This is a genomic window from Euzebya tangerina (assembly GCF_003074135.1).
Classification (GTDB): domain Bacteria; phylum Actinomycetota; class Nitriliruptoria; order Euzebyales; family Euzebyaceae; genus Euzebya; species Euzebya tangerina.
Window position 1 is genome coordinate 1,635,422 of record NZ_PPDK01000001.1, and the last position, 23,945, is coordinate 1,659,366.

A 23,945-nucleotide genomic window follows, 5' to 3' on the forward strand; every position below is an offset into this window, starting at 1 on the left:
CAGAACCCTCTCACGGTGACACCCGCGAGCGGGCTCCCGCAACTCGGCCCTGTGGACAACCTCGGCCGTCGACTGGCCTGTGGATAACTCAGATCACGATCTCGGGGCGTCCCGTACCGTGCTCCCACCTGTTCAACGACTGGTCCTACGGGGGCTCTCTTGTTTGTTCCACCACGTCCTGGCGTCCTGTCCATCCTGCTTGTCGCAGCGCTGGCGTTGTCGCTGCTGCCAGCCACACCCGCGAGTGCCCAGGACCCACCGGCGCTGCCCGACCAGCCCAGCCCCCCGGACGTCCGTGACGGGAGCGAGGGCCGGGCGGCCGGTCGTCCAGCTGAGGTGCCGGCCGTCCGGTGGGCCGACGTGGTGCAGCAACCAGCGGTGCCTCGCGAGGAGCGCCCGTCGGTGGACCTCTCTCCACGCTCCGCAACGGTGCCCGTCACAGCGGCCGGCGCGGCGATTCCCGGCATGCCCGTGTGGCTCTCGGGGGCAGAGGGCGGAGAGGCAACCGTCGAGCTGCAGCCGGCCCCCTCATGGGCGGCTGTTGACGCCACCTTCGTGGTCCGAGCTGATGTCGAGACGGCTCGGCTGACCTTCGACCTCGACCGACTCGGTGTCGCGCGCTCGGCCGACCTCGCGGGTCGGCTGACCCTGTGGTCCTGTCCGGACCCGGCCTGTCGTGAGGGCGAGCGTGTCGACCTGAACCTCGACTCCGGGAGAGCGACGGCTGAGCTCGAGCCGGACCTCTTGGAGGACCGTCAATTGGTCTTCGGTGCCACCGCCTCGAGTGAGACCGGGTCCTTCGCTGCAACCCCACTGTCGTTGGTCGATCACTACCAGGTCGGGCTCTCCTCGGGTGCGGCCGAGACCTCCTATGAATTCGAGATCCCTCCCGCCGGCGCTGGCCCCGCGCCGGAGATCGGCCTGACCTACTCCTCGACGGCCGTCGACTCGATGGCGGCGGCTCGCAACAACCAGCCCGGCGTCGTCGGTGCGGGTTGGCAGTTCGAGCCGGGCTACATCACGAGGCACACCTCACCGTGCGGCTTCGACTTCCTGCCGGACGACGCGGGCGATCGGTGCATCTACACCGAGCAGTACTCGATCACGCTCGGTGGCACCTCATCGCGGCTGTTCCCTGTGGCCGGATCTGGCAGCGAGTTCCGTCTGGAAGACGATCCGAACTGGCGGGTCCATCGGCGCATCAGGGACGGGGTCCCCGCGGATGCGCCTGACAGCGGCGGCGTCTACTGGGAGCTCATCCAACCCGATGGAACGATCTACAGCTTCGGGGGTCGGGCGTTCGACACGGATGCCAACTCCATCTTCTACCAGTGGGTGCTGGGGCCGGAGCAGACCCGCGCCGACTACTGCCCCGACGACGCCGACTTGGACCTGTGCCGTTCAGCGTGGCGGTGGCAGGTGGACCGGGTCAGGGACACCAACGGCAACCACGTCGACTACCAGTACGAGTTGGAGTTCAACCACTACCAGGCCCGCGGCGGCAGCGACACACGCCGCCAGTACGTCCGAGCCGGGCGGTTGACGGAGGTCCGGTACAACTTCGACGACGGGGACACCCATCACTCCCGCGTGCAGTTCTCCTACGACCGTCGGTGCATCCCCGATCCGGGAACTCCTGGAATCTGCGATGAGGAGCCGCGGGACGACGCCAACCAGGACGCCTACCCCGACACGCCTCTGGACCTGCTGTGCGGGGCGACCTCCACGCCGGAGGATGCCCCACCCGACTCGATCGGTCCGGCCTCCTGTGATCCGGATGACAAGGCCCAGACCTTCTTCACCACCTACCGGCTGCGCGGCGTCACCTCCTCCATCCGCGAGTCGGCGGCGGTCGAGTGGGTGCCAGCGACCGAGTACCAGCTGACCTACGCGTTCAGCGCGCAGAACACCGTCGACGGGGTCGCGAACCCGAACTCGCTGCCGGTTCGGGATGGCGAGCAGAAGCTCGTGCTCCGCACGATCCAGCGGGTCGGCCAGCCTACGGAGCCGACGTCGGATCTCGAGCGGATCGCCGGCGACAACCGGGTGGCGACCGCCGTCGCGGTGTCACAGGCCGGCTGGGACGATGGCTCGGCCGATGTGGCCCTGATCGCCACCGGGGACAACTTCCCCGACGCCGTGGCGGCCGGGGCGTTGGCAGCAGCTCAGGACGCGCCGATCTTGCTGGTCCAGGGACCGAACCTGCCGGACATCGTGGCTGACGAGATCGACCGGCTCGGGGTCGAGGAGGTGCTCATCCTCGGCGGGGTCGGAGCCGTCTCCAACCGCATCGCCGGAGCGCTGGATCAGCTCGGCGTCTCCAACCGCCGAGTCGCCGGGCCTGACCGCTTCGCCACCGCGGCCGCCATCGCTCTGGAGGCGGGGGCGCCGGGTGGTCGCGTGGCCGTCGCGTTCGGCGATAACTTCCCCGACGCGCTCGCCGCCGGATCGCTGGCTGCCACGGACGATCAGATCCCCGTCCTGCTGACCGGAACCGACGACCTACCCGAGGCCACCGCCGACGCCCTCAGCCAGTTCGGCGACGTGGACGAGGTGCTCGTCCTCGGGGGTACCGCGGTCATCAGCGATGCGACCGCCCAGGCGATCAGCGAAGCGGCGGACGCACCGGCCCGTCGAATCGCGGGCAACGGACGTCAGCAGACGGCCACGGCCATCGCCGAAGAGGCCTTGGCGACTGACGGCGGCCAGAAGCGGATCCTTGCCGCCACCGAAGCCGACTTCCCTGATGCGCTGTCCGCTGGCGGTCTGGCCGGGCAACGCGACGGCATCGTGTTGCTCACCCCGACGCAGGGGTGTGGTCCCACCTTCGAGTGGGTGTCCTCCAACACCTCCTCGGTGGGCGGGGCCGCAGTGGTTGGCGGGACCGCAGTGGTGTCGGAGCAGACTGCTGCCGCGCTCGCCCAGGCGGTTGACGGGCTTGCATGCACCCCGGCAACGGCCGGGGCGGCCCTGGCGCCGGTGACCTACGACTACACGCTGCTGCGGAATCGGATCTCCGACGGGGGCGCATCCGTCCTGCCGCTCCCGCGCCTGACCCGGATCACCACGGAGCTCGGCGGGCAGGTCGAGTTCACCTACGGCCTGCCACGGCCATGCCAGGACACCGCGGGCCAGAACGCCGTCCACCTGCCCCGCCACTGCTTCTCCGCATTCGTGTCGCAGGAGGAGGGCGAGGGACCCGGCTCGTTTGCGCTGCACAACCGGTACGTCGTGACCGAACAACGCCAACTGGACCGCGAGGAAGACGAGACACCGGAGGTGACCACGTTCACCTACGGCGAACCGATGCACGCCTACAGCCTGGATCCCGCACAGCAGGACTACAACGGCTACTCCCAGGCCGCGCAGCTCGACTTCGGCTGTCCGTGCCGCCAGTGGAACGACTGGCGCGGTCATGCGTGGACCGAGGTCACCACCGCTCACTCCGTGACCCGTCATGTGTTCCACCGGGGCCTCCAGGGCGATGTGGTCGTGGGTGATCGTCAGTCGGAGACCGCCACCGAGTACCTCCTGCCGTGGCGAGACGCACCAGCGGTGACCTTGACCGATGGCTCAACCGTGGAGGATCCGCGTTGGTTGCGAGGGCGGACGGCTGAGGTGGCCATTCGCGAGCCGGGAGCCGCCGGTCCGTGGCGCCAGCGGGAGGTGACGTCCTACGTCGTTCAGGAGACCGACGCCTCGAGTCCGGTGTCGAAGGCCATCCCCCAGCGCAGCCGGTTCGTCGCCCCCTCGTCGGTGACGACCACGACGATCCAGTCGCCGGGGGGCGAGGAGGTGTCGCGCTCGGTCACGACGAGCTCGACGTACGACGAGTGGGGCAACCTGACGTCGAGCGCGGTCGATGACGGTGATGACGTCCGCCTGACCAGGACGTGGTTCGCACCCGCGTCGGACCGGATCACCGACCGTCCGGTCGCGGTGCAGATCACCGACGGCGAAGGAGACGTGGCTCGTCGGACGACGATGGGCCACGACGGCTCCGAGCCGCCCGAGTTCACCGGTGCGGCTCCGGCTCCCACCCAAGCCGTCAGCGTGGGCAACGCCACGGCCATGCGGGAGTACCACACCCTCGAGGGCTTCTACGAGACGTCAACCGCCTACGACGACCGGGGTCGTCCCGAGACGGTGACCGATGCCAACGGCCACAGCGTGACGACCCGACACGATCCGATCTTCGGAACACCGCAGTCGGTCACCAACGAGTTCGGCCACCTCACCCGGTACACCTACGACCACCGGTTCGGGCTCGTGACCAGGGCGACCGACGCCAACGGCAACGCCACATCGACGACCCTGGACGACCTGGGACGCGCAGTGGCCGTCCGGCTGCCGACCGAACAGGCCGCCGCACCGACGTACCGGTTCGGCTACGACCCCACGGCCCGTCCGGCGTCGGTGACCACCCAGCGGCTGACGGCCGATGGCAGCTACCTGGTTGACACGGCCTACCACGACGGGTTCGGCCGGGTCATCCAGACCCGCTCGCCATCCTCGACGGAGGGGCAGGCCACCGTCGCAGCAACCAGCTACGACGGTGCCGGCGCGGTCTTCCGCGAGTCCGCTGCCTACGACATCCCCGGCTCGGTCACCACATATGAGCCGCCGGCGTGGTCAGAGGTCCCGGCCTACACCGAGACGACGTACGACCACTTCGGTGAGCCGGGTGTCGTCCGTCGGATGGCCGCTGGCGAGCAACTGTGGCAGCGCACGATCGACCGCTCGGGCTGGACGGTCACCACACGTGGGCCGGAGGGGCAGGTCCGGCTCGAGACCGCCAACGGGCACGGTGAGATCGTCAGCGTGACCGAGCAGGGCGGCCAGGCCGGGGACGCCACGGCTGCCTATGCCTACGATGCGTCCGGGACACTTCGGCAGATGACCGACGCCGGCGGGGCGGTCACGACGGTCACGACGAATCTGCTGGGCTGGAAGACGGGTCTGGACGATCCGTCCTCCGGCTCGTGGTCCTACTCCTACGACTCGGTTGGTCAGGTCATCCGTGAGGTCGACCCGAACGACCACGTGGTCACCTTCGAGTACGACGCCCTCAACCGGCTGGTGGAGCGCAGAGCCGATAGCGAGCTCGTTGCCAGCTGGCAGTACGTCGAGACGGTCGGCGATCGCGGTCGCCTGCAGGGCACCACGGCTCTGACCCCCCAGGGTCAGATCGAGGTCAGCTACGGCTACGACCCACGGAACCGGATCGTCGACCAGCGCTGGACGATCCCGACGGTTGGCACCCACGAGATGTCGTGGACATTCGACGCGACCGACCAGGTCACGAGTGTCACGTATCCGGAAGTCGATGGTGCGGCCGAGACGGTCGAGTACGGCTACGACCGAGCCGGCCGGGTCGAGACGGTCATGGGCGACCGGCTCTATCTGGCCGCCGCGTCCTATGACGCCCAGGGTCGGGTTGCGTCACAGGAGCTGTTCGGCGGCATCGCCCGACGTGCCGAGCACGATCCGGGGACCTTGCACCTCACCGGCATGTCTGCGGTTCGAGACGACGAGCCGTTGCAAGACCTGGCGTACGCGCTGGACAGCTCTGAGCGGGTGACCCGGATCACGGATGCGGTCAACGGCGGACAGTCGCAGTGCTTCGCCTACTCCGCTCGGGACGAGCTCGTCGGAGCGTTCACGACCGGACCGGACTGCACCGCCGGGCACGACCCGGCCGTGGGGGCAGACCCGTATGACCACATCTACGCCACCGAGCCGAACGGGAATCTCACCGACCGAGGCGATCGCCTGTTGTCCTACGAGGATCCCGTGCGGCCCCATGCGGTGACGTCCACCTCGGATGGCATCGAATTGTCCTACGACGCCGCCGGGAACATGACCCGACGGGTCGACGGGGATGGCGAGATCAGGTTCACCTTCGATGCCGACAACCGATTGGCAGAGGCCGACGGACCGGGCGGTGTCACGTCCTACCTGTACGACGCCGACGGCCATCGGATGGCGGCCACCGGTGTGGACGGTACGACGGCGTGGCTGGACCAGTACGTGGAGCTCAGGTCCGGGGGCGACGGCGAGTTGGAGATGGTCTCTCGCTACCTGTCTGGCGATCAGCTGTTGGCGGAGTCCAACTCGGCGACCGGTGAGACGACGACGATGTTGCCGGATCATCTCGGGTCGACCGTGGTGGCGGTGCCCGAGGGTCGGGCGCCGCAGTTCGTCCGGTACGACCCGTGGGGCGCACGGCGGGAGTCGTCCGCCGAGGAGGACGTGGTTTCGCGTGGCTTCACCTCGGCGCCGACAGATCCGGACACCGGGCTGGTCTGGTTGTCGATCCGCAACTACGACCCGGCGCTCGGCCGGTTCGTGCAGCCGGACACCATCGTCGGCGACCCGGGCTCGCCAGGCGGGATCAATCGGTACGCCTACATGTCGAACAACCCCCAGGGTGGGGTTGACCCATCCGGTCACTTCGGGGCACTCGGTGCGCTTGTGGGTGGGGTCGTCGGTGCCGTGGCCAACTACGGCAGCCAGGTCGCGACCAACGTCGCGGAGAACGGCTTCTCCACGGAGGCCTTCACCGACATCGACCTCGGCGCCGTCGGCCGTGCGACCGCAGTCGGGATGGTGGCCGGTGCGACGGGAGGTGTCGGGGCAACCGCGTTCGGCGGGGGCACTCTTGGTCTGCTGGCCGGCGGCGGGGTGTCTGGCGCGGTATCGGGTCAGGCGTCGAGGGCGGCGGAGAACGCGCTGAGCGGGCGCCCGATCACCGAGGGGCTGCTGGCGCCCGGCGATCTGTTGATGGACGCCGGGATCGGGGTGGTCTCCGTCGGAGCGGCAGCTGGGTTCACTCGTGGTCGGAGTATCACCCGGCCGGCAAGTATCGAGGACCTACCGACCGGTGCACCAACGACCCCCCAGAGCAGCATGTACCGAACGGTCTCGGATAGTGAACTGGCAGACATTCAGTCGTTTGGAGGCTTCCGTCCCAATCCAGTAGGCAACTCCTACGACGACCTAAAGCTCTTTGCTGAGAACGCTGACGACGCCGTATGGTGGGGGCAGCACTTCGCCCGCTGGGAGGGTGAACCATACTGGGTCCTACAGGTAGACGTTCCGGAAGACCTGATGAGCCAATTCGGAAGAAGAATTCTGGACAGCCGACCAGTTATCACCGTCCCCGCCACTTCCCAGCAAGCGTTAAACAGGGCATCCCGCATTCACATTCATAGCCAGATTCCAATATGAAATCACAAAGCGAGTTCGAGGGCTATCGTGTCCGACTTTCGGTTCGGAAAGGAGGGCGGAGGAACCCCGTCTACGACAAGTATTCGCCTGGGGTAAAGCCACTGGTCAGCGGTTGGCCTAGTGAAGAGTATGTGAGCGGAGTTGTGCTGCTCCAAGGGGAACAGCCCATCTCTCCGGGTGAGACGTGCACGGTAGTCATAGCGCCGCTTGCGGCAGAACTCTGGCCAGAGTTGGTTGAAGACGACGAATTGGAGCTCTACGAGGGGGACGTCCTAACAGGAACAGGGACCGTCATTTCGAGAGTTGGTTAGAGTGCACAGCGTTCCTGCAGTCCGTGGGCCGGCGTCAACGTTTCGACGGGAGGCAGGGAGTTCGGATACCTGTCGAATCTCTACCTGCGCTCAATCGCGCCTCCCTCGTTCACATTCACGGTAGTATCCCCATATGACCGTGTCGCTGGATCGGCCGAATGCCGTCGGCCGGTTGTCCCTCCCGGAAGGTAGCCAGAGGAGACCTGTGTGGAGCGGCTACCGGCCGTCTGCCGTGCCGCGAATCGCAAGAGCCCAAGCCTCAACACAGCTGGACGTCACCATCGTGCTGATCGGGCGAGACCGGTTGAGTCCGGGGGAGTCTTGTCCGGTCAAGCTCTTCTTCCACCGGCCCGACCTGTGGCCAGACTTGTGCGAGGGGGATGACGTGAGCCTCTTTGAGGGTGCGACGTGGATTGCTGATGTGCGAATCGGGAGCAGCATGGAGGATCGGGCCGCCTAGGGGGACCGCCCGACGTTCACTGAGCATGATCGGGCAACTCCAGTCGGCGGACTGCCGTCGGATCGATCACGTGGTCCAACAGATCTATGGCGGCATCCGTCGGCGGTCCGGTCACCGGAGTGGTGTCATCCACCAGCAGAGGGAAACCGCAGCCGGCCACCGCCTCCTCGACCGCACACCCATGATGGACCGACTCCAGGCGGAACCCGGCCATCTCCTCATCCCAGCGCAACACCGCCTTGTCCGTCACCACCGCTTGCACACCCGCGCCGGGAAGCGCGTGCTCCTGCCGCCACCCCGGACCACGCTCGTGGCCGGCGCCGGTGGTGAACGTCACCTCGTCGGCCAGGAACCGTGGCCGGTGCGCCGCCCGGTAGGCCACCAATCGGCCCATCAGCACCGCGATGTCACCGGTGGCCAGCCCGCCCGGCAGCCGGCGCACCCCGCCATCCCGTCCCGGCACCCGACTGGTGTTCAGTCGTCCCCGGCCATCCACCTGGGCCGGGCTCACGAACTGCAGCGACACCCGGCCTCGCTGGATCGAGTCCAGGATCTGGGACTGACCCATCGTCCCGACGGACCGACGCGCGACAGCGCCGGCATCCCGCATCATCTCCGCGATGTCATGCGGCTCCGGGTTGACGCTGGCCGCGACGATCACCGTCATGTCCGGCACCAGCAGCTCCCGGGCCAGCACGGCTGCCGCCGCTGCGATGGGGGTCGCCACACCGACGACGGCCACGTCGCCGGTCCGGGCCTCCTGCGCCAGGGACCAGACCATCTGATCAGCAACCGACGGGCCGCTCACGACGGGTCGGCGCGCGTCGTGTTCAACGGAGCAGGAGAGCGGGACAGCAGGTCCGCCATCGCCGTCTCCGCGTAGTCCGGCGTTCGGCCAACGCGCTCGAGGTACTCCGCGATCGCCGAGACATCGGCCTCGTACACCCCCGGCAGGGACGTCGGCGCGGCACCCTCCGGCAGCGCCACAATGGCATCCACCTCATAGCCGAACAGCAAGGTGCGGTCGCGCTGCCCGATGATCTCCGAGGTCGGGACCACGCGCTCGACGGTCACCACGCAGCGCTTTGCTGCCCGCGCCATGTTCGCGTCCAGGTCGAAGAGGAAGTCCCGCTCCGCCGGGCCCATCACGTTGCCCTGCTCGTCTGCTGCCTCGGCGTGGATCACCGTGACGTCGAACTCCATGGCGGGGACCGCGACGAGCGGCGTGCCCGAGTACGGACACTCGATCATGGCGTACCCCAACTCCTCCAGCGCTCCAGACCCGATCCCTCCCTTGGCGGGCATGAACGGCAGTCCAGCCAGAGCAGCCCGAAGGCCCGCGACGAAGAGGAACTCGGTGTACTCGTGAACCTCGAAGTCCCCGTTGTCCGCTCCCGCGAGGTAGGCGGGCGCGAAACCCATCTGCTCGAACCCGCAGTAGCCCGAGTGGGCGGAGGCCAGGCGGCCGCTTGCCGCCAGCATCTCCAGGTCGAGCGAGGCGAGGAAGGAGTGAGCATGCAGGCCGGTACGACCCGCCCCAACCAGGGCGCGCAGGAACGCCACCGGCTTGCGCTGGAGCAGCACGCCACCGATCCCAAGACGGCAGCCGTCCGGAATCAGAGCAAGCGCCTCCGCGAGACCCATCGCCTTGGACGCAGCGGACATCTCCACAGCTCGCATGATCGACCAAACGTCCGGTAGATTCAATGCGGTGATCAGTGAGGAGGCACTGGCGGACGAGATCGTCGGCCGCGTGCTGCCCGACGGCGGCTACCGGATCGAGCCGTACCTCGCCTGGCTGGTCGCGGATGCCGTCGAGAGCCCCGGCCTAGGCGTCGGGCTGGCCCACCCGATGTTCACCTACTTCGCGGCGCAGGGCGGCATCGGCGTGACCTTGGACGAACTCTTCGCGATGGCTTACGCCACGTCCGACGATGGGGTCATGCTCGGGACGGCGGAACTGGACATCGTCCGACCGCTCGAAGTGGGTCAGCGCTTCGACGTCGTCGGCACGGTGGAGGACGTGACCCGAAAGTCGGGTCGGACCGGGGTGTTCGACATCGTGACCTACCGGCTCGAGATGCGGGACGCGGCGGTCCTGTGCGCGACCCTGACGCTGGGGTTCATCTATCCGCGGGAGAGCCGTCGGTGAGGAGTCGGACCAGCATCGAGGGAGTCGCAGTGGGGGACGAGATTCCGCCGTTCGTGGTCGCCTCCGTCAGCGCCGAGAAGATGAAGACCATGGCCGCGATCATCCGTGACCCAAACCCGATCCACTTCGACGTCGAGGTCACGCGCGCGCTGGGCCTGGGGGATCGGGTCGTCAACCAGGGGCCGAGCAACATGGCCTACATCGTCAACGCCCTCATCGCGTGGGCGGGGTCGGCGGCCGCCGTGCGCAACCTCCGGTGCCGGTTCAACGGCAACGTCTTCGCTGGGGACCGCGTCGAGGCGAGCGGGACGGTCACGGCCGTCGAGCCTGGATTGGACGAGGCCGGTCGTCAGGTCACGATGATCAGTTGTGACGTGTGGCTGGACCGGGACGGCGACCTCGTCGTCACCGGTACGGCCCGGGTTGTTGTCCCGGCCGCTTCAGGTTGAGGGCCCGACAAGGGGTGTGTCACCTCCGAGCGTGTGGTTGCCCAAACATGACACACACCCCAAGTGCACCCGCCCGAGCCGCGTGCCTGTGTCAGGTCTGAGCGCAGGGTTGTGCAGAGGTGACACGCCTAAGGGATCCGAACGACCCAGGGGTCGACCGCCCCGACGGTCCGCCCCGTCTCGTGTCTGAGCACAACCCCGCTCAAACATGACACACCAGCGCCCTACAGCGAAGGCCTACTCCAGTTCGCTCCGCAGCGCCGCGGTCGCCCCGTCCACCCAGACCACCTCGCCGGCCAGGACCTGCTCGACGGTGATGTGGGTCTGCGGTGTGTGCCAGTCGGCCGGGCTGTCCGTCAATTGGACCAGGGACCCGAAGGCCGACTTCGGCCGCATGTAGGTCTCCCGCCAGGTCGGATCGTCCAGGTCGAGGCCGGTGGTCTCGTACCCCTGCTCCCGCAGCTCGCCGTCCGCCGCCTCCACGTCGTCCACCAGCATCGTGAGGTGGTGGAACCCGGGTCCGCGCTTCTCGAAGTAGCCGTGCAGATACGACTCCTCATCGAGCGGCGAGATCAGCTCGATCTTCACCCCCGGAGGGAACTTGATCTGCAGCACCCGGATCCCGACCTCAGGGCTGTCCCCACCGGTGATGAACTCCCCGCCCATCACCTCGCCGAACAGCGCCCAGGCCGCTCGCAGGTCGGGCACGGCAATGGCGACGTGGTCGATCTGGCGAATCATCCGCAGGCTCCTGTCCCACAGCGGCAACCACCCGAGGATGGTCAACCTACCGTCCGTTTGGTAAACAGACCGTAGAGCACCACCGACACCGAGGCCAGCCGCCGATGGACATCCACCCCTATGCCGCCCTCATGCGCCGCTACTGCATCGACTACACCGCAGTCCACGACCTCTCGGTCTGCCCCGATATCATGCGGGAGGACTACAGGGTCACCGTCTCTGGCCGGACGCTCGGCATGGACCAGTACGTCGGGGCAGTCGAGGGCGCGTTCAGCCGGTTCCCAACCCTCGACCTGACCGTGCACGACATGATGATCTCGGCGGACCGGCTGGCCATGCGGTTCAGCGAGCATGGCGCATCGTCGCGGGACGACGGCCGCGTCGCGGTCTGGCGGGGCATCTCGCTGTACCGCTGGGACGGCAGCCGCCTGCGCACCTGCGAGGTCGAGCAGGACTTCCTCAGCCGCGACCGCCAGCTCACGGCCGGCACCACGGCAAGGCTCGACCCCGCCGCACCCGACCCCTGGGCCGTCACCACTGACGAGCCCGCCAACCCCGAGGCGGAGCAGCTGGTGCGGGCCTGGTTCCGCGCCTGGGTCACGGGCGGTGATCGAACGAACCTGCAGACAGCCGACTGCCAGCTGGTCGTCGACGCCAGCGACCTCGATGGTCCGGACGATCTCACCATCCTGGACGCCGACCTCGAGATCACCGACCTCTTCAGCGCCGGTGCGGCCGTCGCCGTCAAGGCCGAACTCCGCGGCACCTACGGCGGCGGGCTACCGGGCGTCGCCGCCCAGAGCGTCGGCCGCGAGCTCGTCCTCCCCCTCACCGCGATCGGTCAGGTCGAGGGAGCCCACCTGAGCGAGATGCGGATCATCCGTGACCGCTGGGGCTTGCAGCGGAGGCTCCGGTGACCACCGCTGCCCAGGAGCCGACCGGGCCCCTCCAAGCCCCACCCGCGCCGCTGGAGGGAACCACCGCTGTCGTCACGGGTGCCGCCGGGGGCCTGGGTGCCGCCATCACCGGCGAGCTCCTCGCCCAAGGGGCACGTGTGCTCATGGTCGACCGCCCCGGCAGCGGCATCGACACGAGCACAGCCGCCGAGGGCACCCACGCCCTCGCCACCGATCTGACCGACGACGGCGCTCCGGCCGCTGTGGTCACCGCTGCCCAGGAGGCCTTCGGCGCGCTCCACATCCTGGTCAACAACGCCGGTGTGATCCGCATGGCCTCACTCCGCCGGACCAACGACGACAACTTCGACACCACCCTGGCCGTGAACCTGCGCGCTGCCTTCCGGCTCACCCGTGCCGCCGTCGACGTCATGCGACACCAGATCGACCAGGCCCCGGACACCCGCGACCGCCACGCCATCGTCAACATCGCCTCGGTCAACGGCATGGGGGCCTACTCCGGCGCTCACGCCTACGCCGCCTCGAAGGCCGGCATCATCGGCCTGACCCGGTCGACGGCCCGCGAGCTCGGGCCCCACGGCATCCGGGTCAACGCCGTCGCCCCCGGCCTGATCCGCACCCCCATGACCCACGAACCCGACGGCAGCCCCCAGCCATGGGTCGGCGAGCAGGTGCAGGGCATCCCCCTTCGCCGAGTCGGCGAGCCGGCCGACGTGGCGCGCGTCGTCGCGTTCTTGGCCTCGCAGAACGCCGCCTACGTATCGGCGCAGGTACTGAAGGTCGACGGAGGCGGCCTGCCTGAAATGTGATCGCACCCCTACCGAGCCTGTCGACCAAACGGTAGTTTGAACGCATGTCCGCCACCCACGCTGTCGATCTGCTGTCGCCTGAGGCGACCGCCGACCCGTACACGGCCCTCGCGGAACTGCGGGAGTCCGACCCGGTCCACTACTCAGACCGGCACAAGGCGTGGATCATCACGCGGTACGACGATGTGGTCTCGGCCATGATGGATTCGCGGTTGTCGTCGGCCAGGGTCGGTCCGGTCCTCGAGCGAATGCGGGCAGAGGGGGCCGACGCCCACGCCACGGAGATGCTCGAGGTGCTCAACTCCTGGATGGTGGTCCAGGACCCACCCGAGCACACCCGCCTGCGCAAGTTGGCCGCCGGAGCGTTCAAGAGCCAGCGGATCTCCGCCATGGAAGAGCAGGTGGCCGAGATGGTCGCCGGGTACCTCGACGCCTTCGTCGCCTCCGGCAAGACCGACCTGGTCCAGCATGTCGCCTACCCGCTTCCGGCCTCGATCATCGCGATGCTGCTGGGTGCTCCCGTGGAGGATCGGGACACCTTCGGGGAGTGGTCCGACGAGCTCGCCTTGGTCGCCTTCGGCGCCGGCGGAAGCGCGCGGGAGGATCGACACGAACGAGCGCTGAAGGGCGTGCGGGAGATGTTCGCCTACCTCCGGACGCTCCTCGAGCGAGTTCGCGAGACACCGGGCGAAGACATGATCTCGGCGCTCATCGCCCCCGTCGAGGATGGTGACAGCCTGACCGACCACGAGGTCCTGTCGATGTGTGCCATGCTGCTGTTCGCGGGGCATGAGACCACCACGAACTCCACCGCCAATGGGATCCTGGCGCTGCTCCGGGACCCCGAGCAGTTGGCCCTCCTGCGGGACGACCCCGACCAGATCGCGGTTGCGGTGGAGGAGTTGCTGCGCTTCGACGGGCCCATCAAGGTCCTGCAGCGCCATGTCACCGAGACCCACGAGGTAGCCGGCCACGAGTTGGCGCAGGGCGATCGCGTCTTCATCGCCCTGGCCGCGGCCAACCGCGACCCCGAGAAGTTCGACGAGCCTGATCGGCTGGACATCACGAGGTACCCGAACAAGCACGTCGCCTTCGGTCGGGGGATCCACGCCTGCATCGGCGCCCAGCTGGCCCGCTTGGAGATGCGCGTCAACGTGCAGGGCATCCTCGAGCGGCTGGACGGGCTGCGGCTGGAGGAGGGTACGGAGTTGCAGTGGGCGCCGAGCATCGCGTCGCGTTCGCTGACCCGGCTCCCGGTGTTGCACGATGCGGTCTGAGTTGCGAGCCGTCACGTCGAGGCGTAGTCAAACAACCGACCGTTTGGTAACCTGAGCGACATGGCAGACCTGCTCGAACTCGACGAGTCGGCGGCCCAGGAGCACTTCTTCGAAGCCGGCTGGACCGACGGGCTGCCGGTGGTCCCACCCACGCCGGACCGCGTGCTGGACACGCTCCTGGCCGGCGGTGTGACCGATCCGGACGAGATCCTGGGGTCAGTGCCGCAGCGCAACGTGACCGTCACGGCTGAGCAACTGGCGATCAACGCGGTGATGGCAGGTTGCAAGCCGGCGTACTTCCCGGTGGTGCTGGCGGCAACAGACTGTCTGCTGTCGCCGGACTTCAACGCCCACACCGCGTGCACCAGCACCGGCGGGGCTGCGCTGTGCGTGGTGGTCAGTGGCCCACTGGCGGCCGAACTCGGCATGAACGGCGGGCTGAACGCGCTGGGCCCCGGCAATCGGGCGAACGCCACGATCGGCCGAGCCGTCCGGCTGCTGGCCGCCAACGTCCTGGGGGCCAAGAGTGGTGAGTTGGACGGCTCGTCCATGGGCCACCCGGGCAAGTACACGTTGTGCGTCGCTGAGGAGCCGACGCCTGGCTGGGAGCTCCACGCCGTCGCCATTGGGTACGGCCCCGAGGACACGACGGTGACGTTGATGCCGACCGAGGGGCCCCATCAGGTCGCCAACCACCTGAACGGTGATCCCGAGGGCATCCTGCTGACCTTCGCGGCGGCGATGTCCAACCCGGCGACGTTCTCCACGGGCAAGGCTGGGCAGGGGATCGTCGTGCTCGGCTGGGAGCACCGGACCATCCTGGCCAAGGCCGGCTGGGACCGCTCTCGTGTCCAGGCCTTCCTTGCGGAGCACACCCGTGTCACCCCCGACGAGCTGGCGGCCGGTGGGGTGTTGCTGGAGGAGGGAACCAGCCACCCGATGATCCCGGGACCGGACGGCAAGTTGCCGTCGTTCCGCTCGCCGGAGGACATCCTCGTGACCACGGCCGGCGGGGCTGGGGCCGGTTGGTCGGCCTACATCCCCTCATGGGCGCCGCCGGGCCACGCCCATGCCGAGGCGGTCACGCGCCGCGTGCGACTCGCCGGGGAGGCCCTGCCGGACTGCGGTCCGGATGGGTGCGAGGTGGATCTGGACGTCCCAGTTGCACCCGAGGAAGGCCCCTAGCCATGGGAACCATCCGAGTTCATCGCCCGGTCCCGCCGCGCGCCGAGGTCGAGTCCGGCGGTGAACTGGCCGAGCGTCGTGACCTGCCGGACGACGCCGTCCTGACCATCATCGACAACGGCAAGCCGCGTGGTCGTGATCTGATCGAGCGGATCGCTGACGGGCTGCGCAGGCGGCTCTCGATCGGTCAGGTCGAGGTCCACACCAAGCCGTCCGCGGGGGCACCGATCGATGCCGACGTCGCTCGGATGCTGGCAGCCAGGTCGCACCTGGTGATCAGCGGCCTCGGCGACTGAGGGGCGTGCACCGCGTGCAGTTTGCACGACGCCGTCCAGATGGAACGCCTCGGCGTGCCCGCCACCCTGGTGATGACCGAGCCGTTCACGAGATTGGCGGCCAACTTCTCCGCCACCCTTGGCATGCCGGGCTACCCGGCCGTGGTTGTCCCACACCCGGTCGCGAGCCTGGATGACGGCGCGCTGGATGCCCTGGCGGACTCGGTTCTGACCACGGCCGAACAGCGGTTTACGGCGGTCTCCGTCCGAGCCTGACCGGCTCCCGGTTCGGTAGCATTCGACCAAACGACCGTTTGAATCGGGTTGCGCGATGATCGAGTTCAGCCTCACCGAGGAGCAGGAGGCGCTGCGGGCCACGGCCGCCAAGCTGGCTGACGAGGTCTACGCACCACGGATCCTCGAGTGGGATCGTGAGGGGACGTTCCTGCCCGCTGAGGAGCGCCGGCGGCTGGGGCAGATGGGGCTGCTCGGCATCGCCCTGCCGGAGGCCTACGGCGGGGGCGGGGCCGACTTGCTGGATGCCCTGCTCGTCGTCGAAGAGGTGGCCAAGCGAAACCAGATCGCTGCCTTCCAGATCTTCGAGGCCAACACCGGCCCAGCCAGGGTGATCGACCTGTTCGGCACCGAGTCGCAGAAGGCCAGGTTGTTGCCACCACTGATTGCCGGCGAGGAGACGCTGGCCGTCTCCATCTCCGAACCCGACGCGGGCTCTGCTGCCACGGACATGACGACATCGGCCGTGCTCGACGATGACTCTTACGTGCTGAACGGGATGAAGCGGTGGTGCTCCGGGGGTGGGCACGCCGAGCAGTACCTGGTGTACGTCCGGCTGGGGGACCAGCTCGGCTCGAAGGGGATCGGCGGGATCGTCGTGGACCGGGAGACGCCGGGCTTGACGTTCGGACCGCAGGAGCGGCTGATGGGCTTCCACGGGATCCCCTCCGCCGACATGTTCTTCGACGACGTTCGGGTGCCGGCCGGGAACCTGATCGTCGGTGAGGGTGGCTTCCGTGACCTGTTCACCGCCTTCTCCATCGAACGGCTGGGGAACTCGACGATGGCGCTGGCGATCGGGCAGGCCTGCCTCGACCTGACCGCGGCGTACGTGCAGGAGCGAGAGCAGTTCGGCCGTCCGATCATCGAGTTCCAGACCGTCCAGGCGGCCCTGGCGGACATGATCATGCAGGTGGAGGCGGCCCGGCTGCTCATCTGGAAGGCCGCGGCGGAGGCGGGGCGGGGGGCGCCGGACCCGCTGGCCGCCTCCATCGCGAAGTGCACCGCCAACGAGATGGCCAAGCGGGTCAGCGACCTGGCGATGCAGCTCCACGGCGGCTACGGCTACCACCCCGAGTACCACGTGGAGCGGATGCACCGGGATGCCCACGGCTGGGCGATGGGTGGCGGCACGCCGACGATCCAGCGGATCCGCATCGTGTCGCAGTACCTCGGCCGGTCCTTCGACCAGCGGGGCGCGTGATGGAGTCCTCGGTGGTGCAGGAGTTGCTGGACCAACGCGCCATCGAGCAGGTGTTCGTCCGGTACTTCGACCGCGTCGATGCCAAGGACCACGAGGGTGCGGCGGCGCTCTTCGCGGAGGACTGCGAGTTCGACATCATGACCGGTCAGGTCGTGCTCGGGCGGGAGCGGTACGCCCGGCTCCTCCGGGCGGTACTGGCGCAGTACGGCGCGACGTCACACGCGGTGTCCAACTTCCTGATCCGGGTGGACGGCGACGTGGCGCACTCGGTCGCCTACGTCCACGCCGTGCATCGGATGGTCGAGGACGGGCGGATCTGGCAGCTGTGGGCACGGATCGAGGATGACCTCGAGCGCCGAGATGAGGGGTGGGTGGTGACCAGACACACGCTGCACGGCGTGGACTCCGAGCCGGCGTGGGACGCGATTCCGAACAAGTGGTACGGCGGCCACCCCGCGATCAGTTGAGGGGAAAGTGGCCTCCCGCCAGCCACGACTGGAACGACATCCTGCGAGCCGCGTCCACCAGTTCGACTCGCGGCCCGTGGTCGAGGTCGTGGTAGGCGAAGCCGTGGGCTGCGCCGGCCTCCTCTGGGCGGTCCACGGTGCCCGCCAGCGGCTTGCCGGCTTCCGTCAACCGCACCGACTCCTGCGACAACCGATCAGCCCAGAAACCGATGTGGTGAAACGCCCAGGGCTGGTCATCGCCGGGCCACCATGGTGTCCCTGCCTGCCCTTCGATCAGTTCGATCAGCGTCGGTCCGGAGGTCGGCAGTGAGTAGGTGACACGGATGTTCGCCTGCACCGTGCTCCGGGGGGTTCGCACCGGAAGGTCCCGGGTCAACACCGATGCCCACCGGACCCCCAGGAGGGTCGCCAGCTCGTCGGCCGACCGGTCCAGATCGGCAACAACAAACCCAACATGCGATGCCTCGACGAAGGTCATGCCTCGGACGGTATCAAGCGGGAGGAGGCCTCTTGACGGCATCCGCCCCGCACGCTTGGATACCAAACAACCATTTGGTCGAGAAAGGCGAGCCGTTGAGTCCGAGCCCCCTTGCCGAACAATCGCCGCCGCGATTCACACTGCTGCTGATGGTGCTTCTGCTCTCACTCCTGGCAGCCGCCTGCGGGACCACCGACACCGGCACGGCCGACGATGCGAGCCCTGATGTCGCCGATGCCGACGACGGGGCTGATAATGGTGAGGAGGCAGACGACGAGAGCGATCCTGAGGATGACGCGGCTGCCGACAACAGCGCGGATGAGTCGGCCGACGATTCGACCGACGACTCGGTCGACGAACCGACGGAACCAGCAGGGGCTGCCTCGTCTGGCGACGTCCCCGGTGTCACTGAGGACTCGATCCTGCTGGGGACGACGCTTCCGATCACCGGTGTGGCCGCCGCCGCGGGGGAGGGCTTGCTGGCCGGCATCACGATCGCCCTTGATGAGGCCAACGCCGAGGGCGGCATCGACGGTCGGATGCTCGAACTGGTCGCCCTCGATGATGGCTTCGACCCGCCTCGCCTGGTCTCCAACGCGCGCCGCCTGATCGAGGAGGAGGGCGTCTACGCGATGGCGTCACCAGCGGGATCGCAGGCGCTGCCTGGCATCTGGGACTTCGTCGAGGACGCCGGCACGATCGTCTGGGGTCCCGTGTCGCCCCAGGACCCGCAGATCCAGGAGGCCTACATCCTGGGCCCCGGCCGCGGCGAGCAGATGCAGATCTGCACCGACTACGCCGCCGAGCAGGGAATCACCCAGGTCGGTCTGATCGGTCAGGACAACCAGTTGGGCGAGGAGGGCAACGCCGGCATGGAGGCCGCCACGGCCGCCAACGGTCTGGAGTACGTCGGGTTCGAGCGGGTCGAGGTCCTCAGCCAGGACATCAGTTCCGCGGTGCTCAACATGCGGGACGCCGGCGCCGAGGCGATCATGCTGGCGACGGACAACGTGCAAGCGGCCCTGATCATGCAGGAGACCCAGACCCTCGGCTATGACGTGGTGCTGTGTGCCGACAATGGAGGGGGCGGCACGGGCGGCCCCAACACCGTTGACTCGGCCGGCGACGCGGCCGAGGGATTCATCGGCGGCCTGCAGGTCCAGCTGCCCACCAACACCGACAACGAGGCCGTTGCGGCCTGGCGTGAGCTCGCCGAGGCCTACACCGGCGAGGGATCGGCGCAGTCGACCAGCAACTTCTCGTTGCAGACCTACTACTACACCCGCGCTCTGCTCGAGATCCTGGACCGCCTGGACGGCGACCTGGCCTACGAGAACTTCCACGCCGAAGCCGAGAGCCTGGTCGATGACCCGCTCGACCTGGGGGCACTGCCGATCCTTGCGTGTGGGCCATTGCCGGAGGGACACAGCTGTGCGTCGGGGGCGGCACTAGCCCAGTACAGCGTGGCCGACGAGACCTGGACCGTGATCCGGGACTTCATGGAGGCCAACGGGTAGCCCATGCTGCAGCAGCTGATCGGCGGTCTGGAGGCCGGCAGTTCGTACGCCGTCATCGCCCTCGCGATCGTCGTGATCATGAAGTCGACCGACGTCCCCAACTTCGCCATGGCAGAGATGGGGTTGGTGGTGGCCTACGTCGCCTGGGGTCTCACCGAGATCGGGCTGTCCTTCCTTCCCGCGGTCGCGCTGTCGTTGGTGTTCGCAGCGATCTTCGGTGCGGCCATCGAGTTCGCCGCCCTCCGACCGCTCTCCGGGGCTTCGCACTTCCCCACGCTGCTGATGACCATCGGGCTGACGTTCGCCCTGGGAGCCGGTATCCACCTGCTTGCTGGATCGGCACCACAGTCCTTCCCCTCGCCGTGGCGCTCGGTCACCTACGACGTGGGCGGCCAGGTGATCTCCCTCTCCGCACTCGTGACCATTGCGACCGGCTTCGTCGTGGCCCTGCTGCTGGGGCTGTTCTTCAAGACCTCATGGGGGGTCCAGATGCGGGCGATTGCCGAGGACCGGTCTGTCGCCCGGCTCCTCGGCATCAGCGCCGGGCGGGTCTCGGCCCTGGCCTGGGCGCTCGGGACCGTCATGGCCGGGGTTGCGCTGATCCTCGCCACGTCGTCGACGGTCCTGTCGCCGGGAATTGCCACCGCGCTGATCCTCAAGGGCTTCGTCGCCGCGGTGCTCGGTGGCTTCACGTCGATGACCGGCGCGTTCCTAGGTGGGCTGCTGATCGGCGTGCTGGAGAACCTGTCCGGTGCCTACATCTCCACCAGTTCCAAGTCGGCGATTGCGCTGCTGGTTGTCTTCGTCGTGCTGCTGTGGAAGCCCGAGGGGATGTTCGCCGCTGCCCGGGCCCGGGAGGTCTAGTGGTCTCCCCGACCATCAAGCGTGCCGGCAGCATCGTGGCCCTTCTCGCGCTGCTCGGGTTCCTGGTTGCGGCGCCGTGGATCCTGAACTCCTATCGCGTGTTCGTGCTGGCCCTGATCATGATCTACTCCCTCAGCGTCCTTGGGTTCAACGCTCTGGTCGGCTGGTCGGGTCAGATCGGGCTTGCACAAGCCGGATTCATGGGGCTCGGCGCGTACGGCACCACACTGCTGCTGGAGCGCGGCTGGGACTTCTGGGTCGCGCTGATCGTGATCGCCGCGATCGCCGCGGCCGCGGGCGCACTGGTCGGCTTCCCGGCCGTGCAACTCCGCGGGTTCTTCCTGGCGATCGCCACACTCGCCTTCGGTGAGTTGATCGTACGCGGATTCGCCGAGGCGCGGGGGTTGACGGGCGGCGGGGCCGGGATGGGAGTGCCCATCTACCGGCTGTTCGGCCTGGATCAGACACGCAGCGCGTACGTCCTGACGTTGATGGTCAGCGCAGTCGGGTTCGTGATCCTCCATCGACTGCTGAACGGCCGGTTCGGGCGGACCCTCAAGGCCGTCCGTGATATCGACGTCGCCACCGGTCCCATCGGGATTCCGTCGGCCCGGTACAAGCTGATGGCCTTCTCACTGTCCGGCGTCGTGGGGGCCGTCGCAGGTGCACTCTTCGCACAACTGCAGGCCTTCATCTTCCCTGACATGTTCGGCGTGAACCTGCTGGTCATACTGCTGGTCATGCTGCTGGTCGGTGGCGTGGCCTCGATCTCCGGGTCGGTCATCGGCGCGATCTTCGGTGTGGTCGTGGTGGAACTCTTCCAGGACCTCGGGCAGTACCAACGGCTGGCGTACGGCTTCGCCCTGATCCTGGTGGTGCGCTTCCTGCCCGGTGGCATCGCCTCGATCCCGGCGCGACTCCGCGGCACGCGCTTGCTGGGCCGAGCTGCCGGTGAGCAAGCTGTCGGCGCCGCGACGGCCGATTCCTCGCGTGTCGCCGAGCGGGTCGGCTGATGGCCGACGTCCCCCTCAGCCTGACCGATCTGCGCGTCGCCTTCGGTGGCAACGTCGTCATGGACGGTGTCGACGTCGCCTTCGAGGACGGGTTCAACGGGCTCATCGGCCCCAACGGCGCTGGCAAGACCACCCTGTTCAACGTCGTCAACGGCTACGTTCGCCCTGATCGCGGCGAGGTGCGACTGTTCGACGAACTGCTGGATCCGAGCAAGCAGGCGCGGGTCGTCGCCGCCGGCGTCGGACGCACCTTCCAGGCCCCACGCCTGGTGGACGACATCACCGCCCGGGCCAACGTCCTACTCGGCATGCACCAGCGCTACCGCACCCCCCATGTGCTCGAACTGCTGGGCATCGGACGCGGCCGTACGGAGGAACACGACAGGCGACAGGAGGCGGAAGGACTGCTCAAGAAGTTCGGCCTGGGCGCCGAGGTCGACCAGGTGGCAGGCAACCTGCCCCTCGGCAGCCAGAAGCTGGTCGAGGTCGCGCGCGCCCTGGCCTGCGAACCGAGGGTCCTGTTGCTGGACGAGCCCGCCGCGGGACTCGGGGCCACCGACACCGACCGGCTGTTGGCCGGGCTGCGCGAGGTCATGGCTGCCCGCGACCTCTGCGTCGTCATCATCGAGCACGACCTGCAGTTGGTCATGGACCTCTGCCACATCGTCAGCGTCCTGCACGAGGGTCGGATCATCGCCCACGCTGACCCTGCCACGGTCGCTGCGGACCCACACGTCATCGAGGCCTACCTGGGAGCCAGCGTTGCTGCTGACCGTTGAGGACCTGATCAGCGGGTACGGGCGCCTCGAGGTGCTCCACGGCGTGTCGCTCGAGGTCGGCGAGGGTGAGATCATCTCGGTCCTGGGGGCCAACGGGGCCGGCAAGACCACGTTGCTCAGGACCATCTCGGGGCTGCTGCCGACGTGGAACGGCACCACGGTCTTCGACGGTGCCACCGTCACCGGACACCCGCCTGAGCGGGTCACGGCCGCGGGCCTCGGGCACCTCCCCGAGGGACGTGGGATCCTGCAGACCTTGACAGTGGCCGAAAACCTGCAGATCGCCACCGTCGTGCGTCGTGACGGCACGCAGGCCATCGCCGCCGACACCGACCGAATGCTGGAGCTGTTCCCCCCACTGGCAGGTCGGCTGTCAGAACGGGCTGGCGCTCTGTCCGGTGGGCAACAGCAGATGCTCGCGATTGCCCGGTCGCTGATGGCACGACCTCGACTGATCATGGTGGATGAGCTCAGCTTCGGACTGGCGCCGAACCTGGTCCATCAACTGTTCGAGGTCATCGTCGACCTGCGCGAGCAGGGCACCACCTTCCTCCTGGTCGAGCAGCACGCCAGCGTCCTCGACTTCAGTGACCGCACCTACGTCATTCGCACCGGGCGTGTCGCCTTCGAGGGGCCCTCGGCGGAACTGCAGGACGCTGACGAGCTGGTCCGCTCCTACCTCGGAGGCGGCGGAGCCCCCGAGGCGACGTCGGGCTTCAAGACGAGCGGACCCGTCTGATGGCTGCTGGCGAAGGTCGCATCGACCAGGCACTCGGCGAGGGCAGCCCCTTCCCGTCGGTCTGGCCCGAGGCGCCGCCGGAGTTGACCGCGCCACAGCTCGTCGCGCTCAGTGCACGGATCCTTGCACGCGCCGGCCACGCGCTGGACGTCGCCGGTCACATCACGCTCATGCGAGACGACGAGACGATGTGGACCACGCCGTACGGGAAGTGGTGGCATGAGCTGACCGCCTCCGACATCCTGCTGGTCGATGCCAACGGCACGGTCCTCGAAGGTCCGTGGGACGTGACGCCCGCCATCTTCATCCACACCGAGATCCATCGGGTCAGACCCGACGCCAAAGTTGTCATCCACAACCATCCGGAGTGGTCGACCCTGCTGGCGACCATGCATCGCCTGCCCCAGATCACCGATCAGCAGGCCTGCATGTTCGAGGGCGAGATGGTGCTGCACGACGACTTCGCCGGCGGGGTCGACACGGCCGAGAGCGGCGCGAGCCTGGCCGAACGAGTCGCGGAGGCCAGCGTCGTCGTGCTGGCCCACGAGGGGATCATCGTGATGGGCTCCACCGTCCAGGAGGCCACGTACAAGTTCGAGACGTTCGAACGGACCTGCCGGCTGAACGCCCGTGCGTGGATGACGGGTCAGGAGCCGGTGGAGGTACCGCAGGACAAGCGCGCACGGTTGAAGGCGATGTTGCTGCGTTACTCCACGACGTTCTACTGGAACGGTGTGGTGCGGCAGGAGCTGGCTGCAGACCCGCGCGTCCTCGACTGAGCGCA

General features: G+C 68.1%; 20 protein-coding genes. 16 read left to right on the plus strand and 4 right to left on the minus strand.

Translation table 11 applies throughout. The annotated features are described in order from the left end of the window. Positions 1-159: 159 nt before the first annotated feature. A complete protein-coding gene (locus tag C1746_RS07525) occupies positions 160-7,230 on the plus strand; it encodes a cell wall-binding repeat-containing protein (RefSeq protein WP_116714016.1) in 7,071 nt (2,356 codons plus the stop codon). A 787-nt stretch (positions 7,231-8,017) separates the two neighbouring features. On the opposite strand, the gene C1746_RS07530 is transcribed toward C1746_RS07525, so the two are convergent. Next, positions 8,018-8,809, minus strand: a complete 792-nt coding sequence (locus C1746_RS07530; protein ID WP_116714017.1) for a hypothetical protein — start codon at positions 8,807-8,809, stop codon at positions 8,018-8,020. After that, entirely contained in the window at positions 8,806-9,666 is an 861-nt protein-coding gene (locus C1746_RS07535) for a CoA transferase subunit A (RefSeq protein ID WP_162867499.1), read from the minus strand. Before C1746_RS07535 ends, C1746_RS07530 begins: the two co-directional genes overlap by 4 nt. Before the next feature lie 13 nt (positions 9,667-9,679). Between C1746_RS07535 and C1746_RS07540 the strand changes: the two genes are divergently transcribed. Both C1746_RS07540 and C1746_RS07545 read left to right on the plus strand, forming a co-directional pair. Continuing rightward, entirely contained in the window at positions 9,680-10,153 is a 474-nt protein-coding gene (locus C1746_RS07540; RefSeq protein ID WP_162867500.1) for a hypothetical protein, read from the plus strand. Beyond that, positions 10,150-10,602, plus strand: a complete 453-nt coding sequence (locus tag C1746_RS07545) for a MaoC family dehydratase (RefSeq protein ID WP_205711762.1) — start codon at positions 10,150-10,152, stop codon at positions 10,600-10,602. Before C1746_RS07540 ends, C1746_RS07545 begins: the two co-directional genes overlap by 4 nt. 237 nt (positions 10,603-10,839) lie before the next feature. Here the strand turns inward: C1746_RS07545 and C1746_RS07550 are convergent, their stop codons facing one another. Then, a complete protein-coding gene (locus C1746_RS07550; RefSeq protein WP_162867501.1) occupies positions 10,840-11,343 on the minus strand; it encodes a VOC family protein in 504 nt (167 codons plus the stop codon). Positions 11,344-11,447: 104 nt separating this feature from the next. Here C1746_RS07550 and C1746_RS07555 point away from each other — a divergent pair, with 104 nt between their 5' ends. From C1746_RS07555 to C1746_RS07590, 7 genes are read left to right on the plus strand one after another with little or no spacing between them, the layout of a single operon-like run. Next, on the plus strand, positions 11,448-12,260 hold the full coding sequence (locus tag C1746_RS07555; protein WP_116714021.1) for an ester cyclase: 813 nt from the start codon (positions 11,448-11,450) through the stop codon (positions 12,258-12,260). Beyond that, entirely contained in the window at positions 12,257-13,069 is an 813-nt protein-coding gene (locus tag C1746_RS07560; RefSeq protein ID WP_162867502.1) for an SDR family NAD(P)-dependent oxidoreductase, read from the plus strand. Before C1746_RS07555 ends, C1746_RS07560 begins: the two co-directional genes overlap by 4 nt. A gap of 44 nt (positions 13,070-13,113) precedes the next feature. Then, positions 13,114-14,346: a cytochrome P450 gene (locus C1746_RS07565; protein ID WP_116714023.1), complete on the plus strand. Its 1,233-nt coding sequence runs from the start codon at positions 13,114-13,116 to the stop codon at positions 14,344-14,346. A 60-nt stretch (positions 14,347-14,406) separates the two neighbouring features. Beyond that, the gene (locus C1746_RS07570) at positions 14,407-15,531 is read left to right on the plus strand and encodes a hypothetical protein (protein ID WP_116714024.1); all 1,125 of its coding nucleotides are present in this window, start codon (positions 14,407-14,409) and stop codon (positions 15,529-15,531) included. A 2-nt stretch (positions 15,532-15,533) separates the two neighbouring features. Beyond that, complete coding sequence (locus tag C1746_RS23175) at positions 15,534-16,082, plus strand: UGSC family (seleno)protein (protein WP_420810992.1); 549 nt, start codon at positions 15,534-15,536, stop codon at positions 16,080-16,082. Positions 16,083-16,137: 55 nt separating this feature from the next. Next, positions 16,138-17,304 (plus strand): acyl-CoA dehydrogenase family protein, encoded by a 1,167-nt coding sequence (locus tag C1746_RS07585; protein WP_116714027.1) that lies wholly within the window; start codon positions 16,138-16,140, stop codon positions 17,302-17,304. A gap of 11 nt (positions 17,305-17,315) precedes the next feature. Next, entirely contained in the window at positions 17,316-17,771 is a 456-nt protein-coding gene (locus C1746_RS07590; protein ID WP_162867504.1) for a nuclear transport factor 2 family protein, read from the plus strand. Here the strand turns inward: C1746_RS07590 and C1746_RS07595 are convergent. Then, a complete protein-coding gene (locus tag C1746_RS07595; RefSeq protein WP_162867505.1) occupies positions 17,764-18,249 on the minus strand; it encodes a VOC family protein in 486 nt (161 codons plus the stop codon). The genes C1746_RS07590 and C1746_RS07595 overlap by 8 nt on opposite strands. Positions 18,250-18,398: 149 nt before the next feature. Between C1746_RS07595 and C1746_RS07600 the strand changes: the two genes are divergently transcribed. The 6 genes from C1746_RS07600 to C1746_RS07625 are packed head-to-tail and all read left to right on the plus strand — an operon-like array spanning position 18,399 to position 23,940. Beyond that, positions 18,399-19,766, plus strand: a complete 1,368-nt coding sequence (locus tag C1746_RS07600) for an ABC transporter substrate-binding protein (RefSeq protein WP_162867506.1) — start codon at positions 18,399-18,401, stop codon at positions 19,764-19,766. Positions 19,767-19,769: 3 nt separating this feature from the next. Continuing rightward, positions 19,770-20,630, plus strand: coding sequence for a branched-chain amino acid ABC transporter permease (locus C1746_RS07605; protein WP_116714030.1), 861 nt, complete (start codon positions 19,770-19,772; stop codon positions 20,628-20,630). Next, a complete protein-coding gene (locus C1746_RS07610) occupies positions 20,630-21,643 on the plus strand; it encodes a branched-chain amino acid ABC transporter permease (protein ID WP_116714031.1) in 1,014 nt (337 codons plus the stop codon). Before C1746_RS07605 ends, C1746_RS07610 begins: the two co-directional genes overlap by 1 nt. Continuing rightward, positions 21,643-22,422, plus strand: a complete 780-nt coding sequence (locus tag C1746_RS07615; protein WP_116714032.1) for an ABC transporter ATP-binding protein — start codon at positions 21,643-21,645, stop codon at positions 22,420-22,422. Before C1746_RS07610 ends, C1746_RS07615 begins: the two co-directional genes overlap by 1 nt. Beyond that, the gene (locus C1746_RS07620) at positions 22,406-23,161 is read left to right on the plus strand and encodes an ABC transporter ATP-binding protein (RefSeq protein WP_116714033.1); all 756 of its coding nucleotides are present in this window, start codon (positions 22,406-22,408) and stop codon (positions 23,159-23,161) included. The genes C1746_RS07615 and C1746_RS07620 overlap by 17 nt, the downstream gene beginning before the upstream one ends. After that, positions 23,161-23,940, plus strand: coding sequence for a class II aldolase/adducin family protein (locus tag C1746_RS07625; RefSeq protein WP_116714034.1), 780 nt, complete (start codon positions 23,161-23,163; stop codon positions 23,938-23,940). Before C1746_RS07620 ends, C1746_RS07625 begins: the two co-directional genes overlap by 1 nt. Positions 23,941-23,945: the final 5 nt, after the last annotated feature.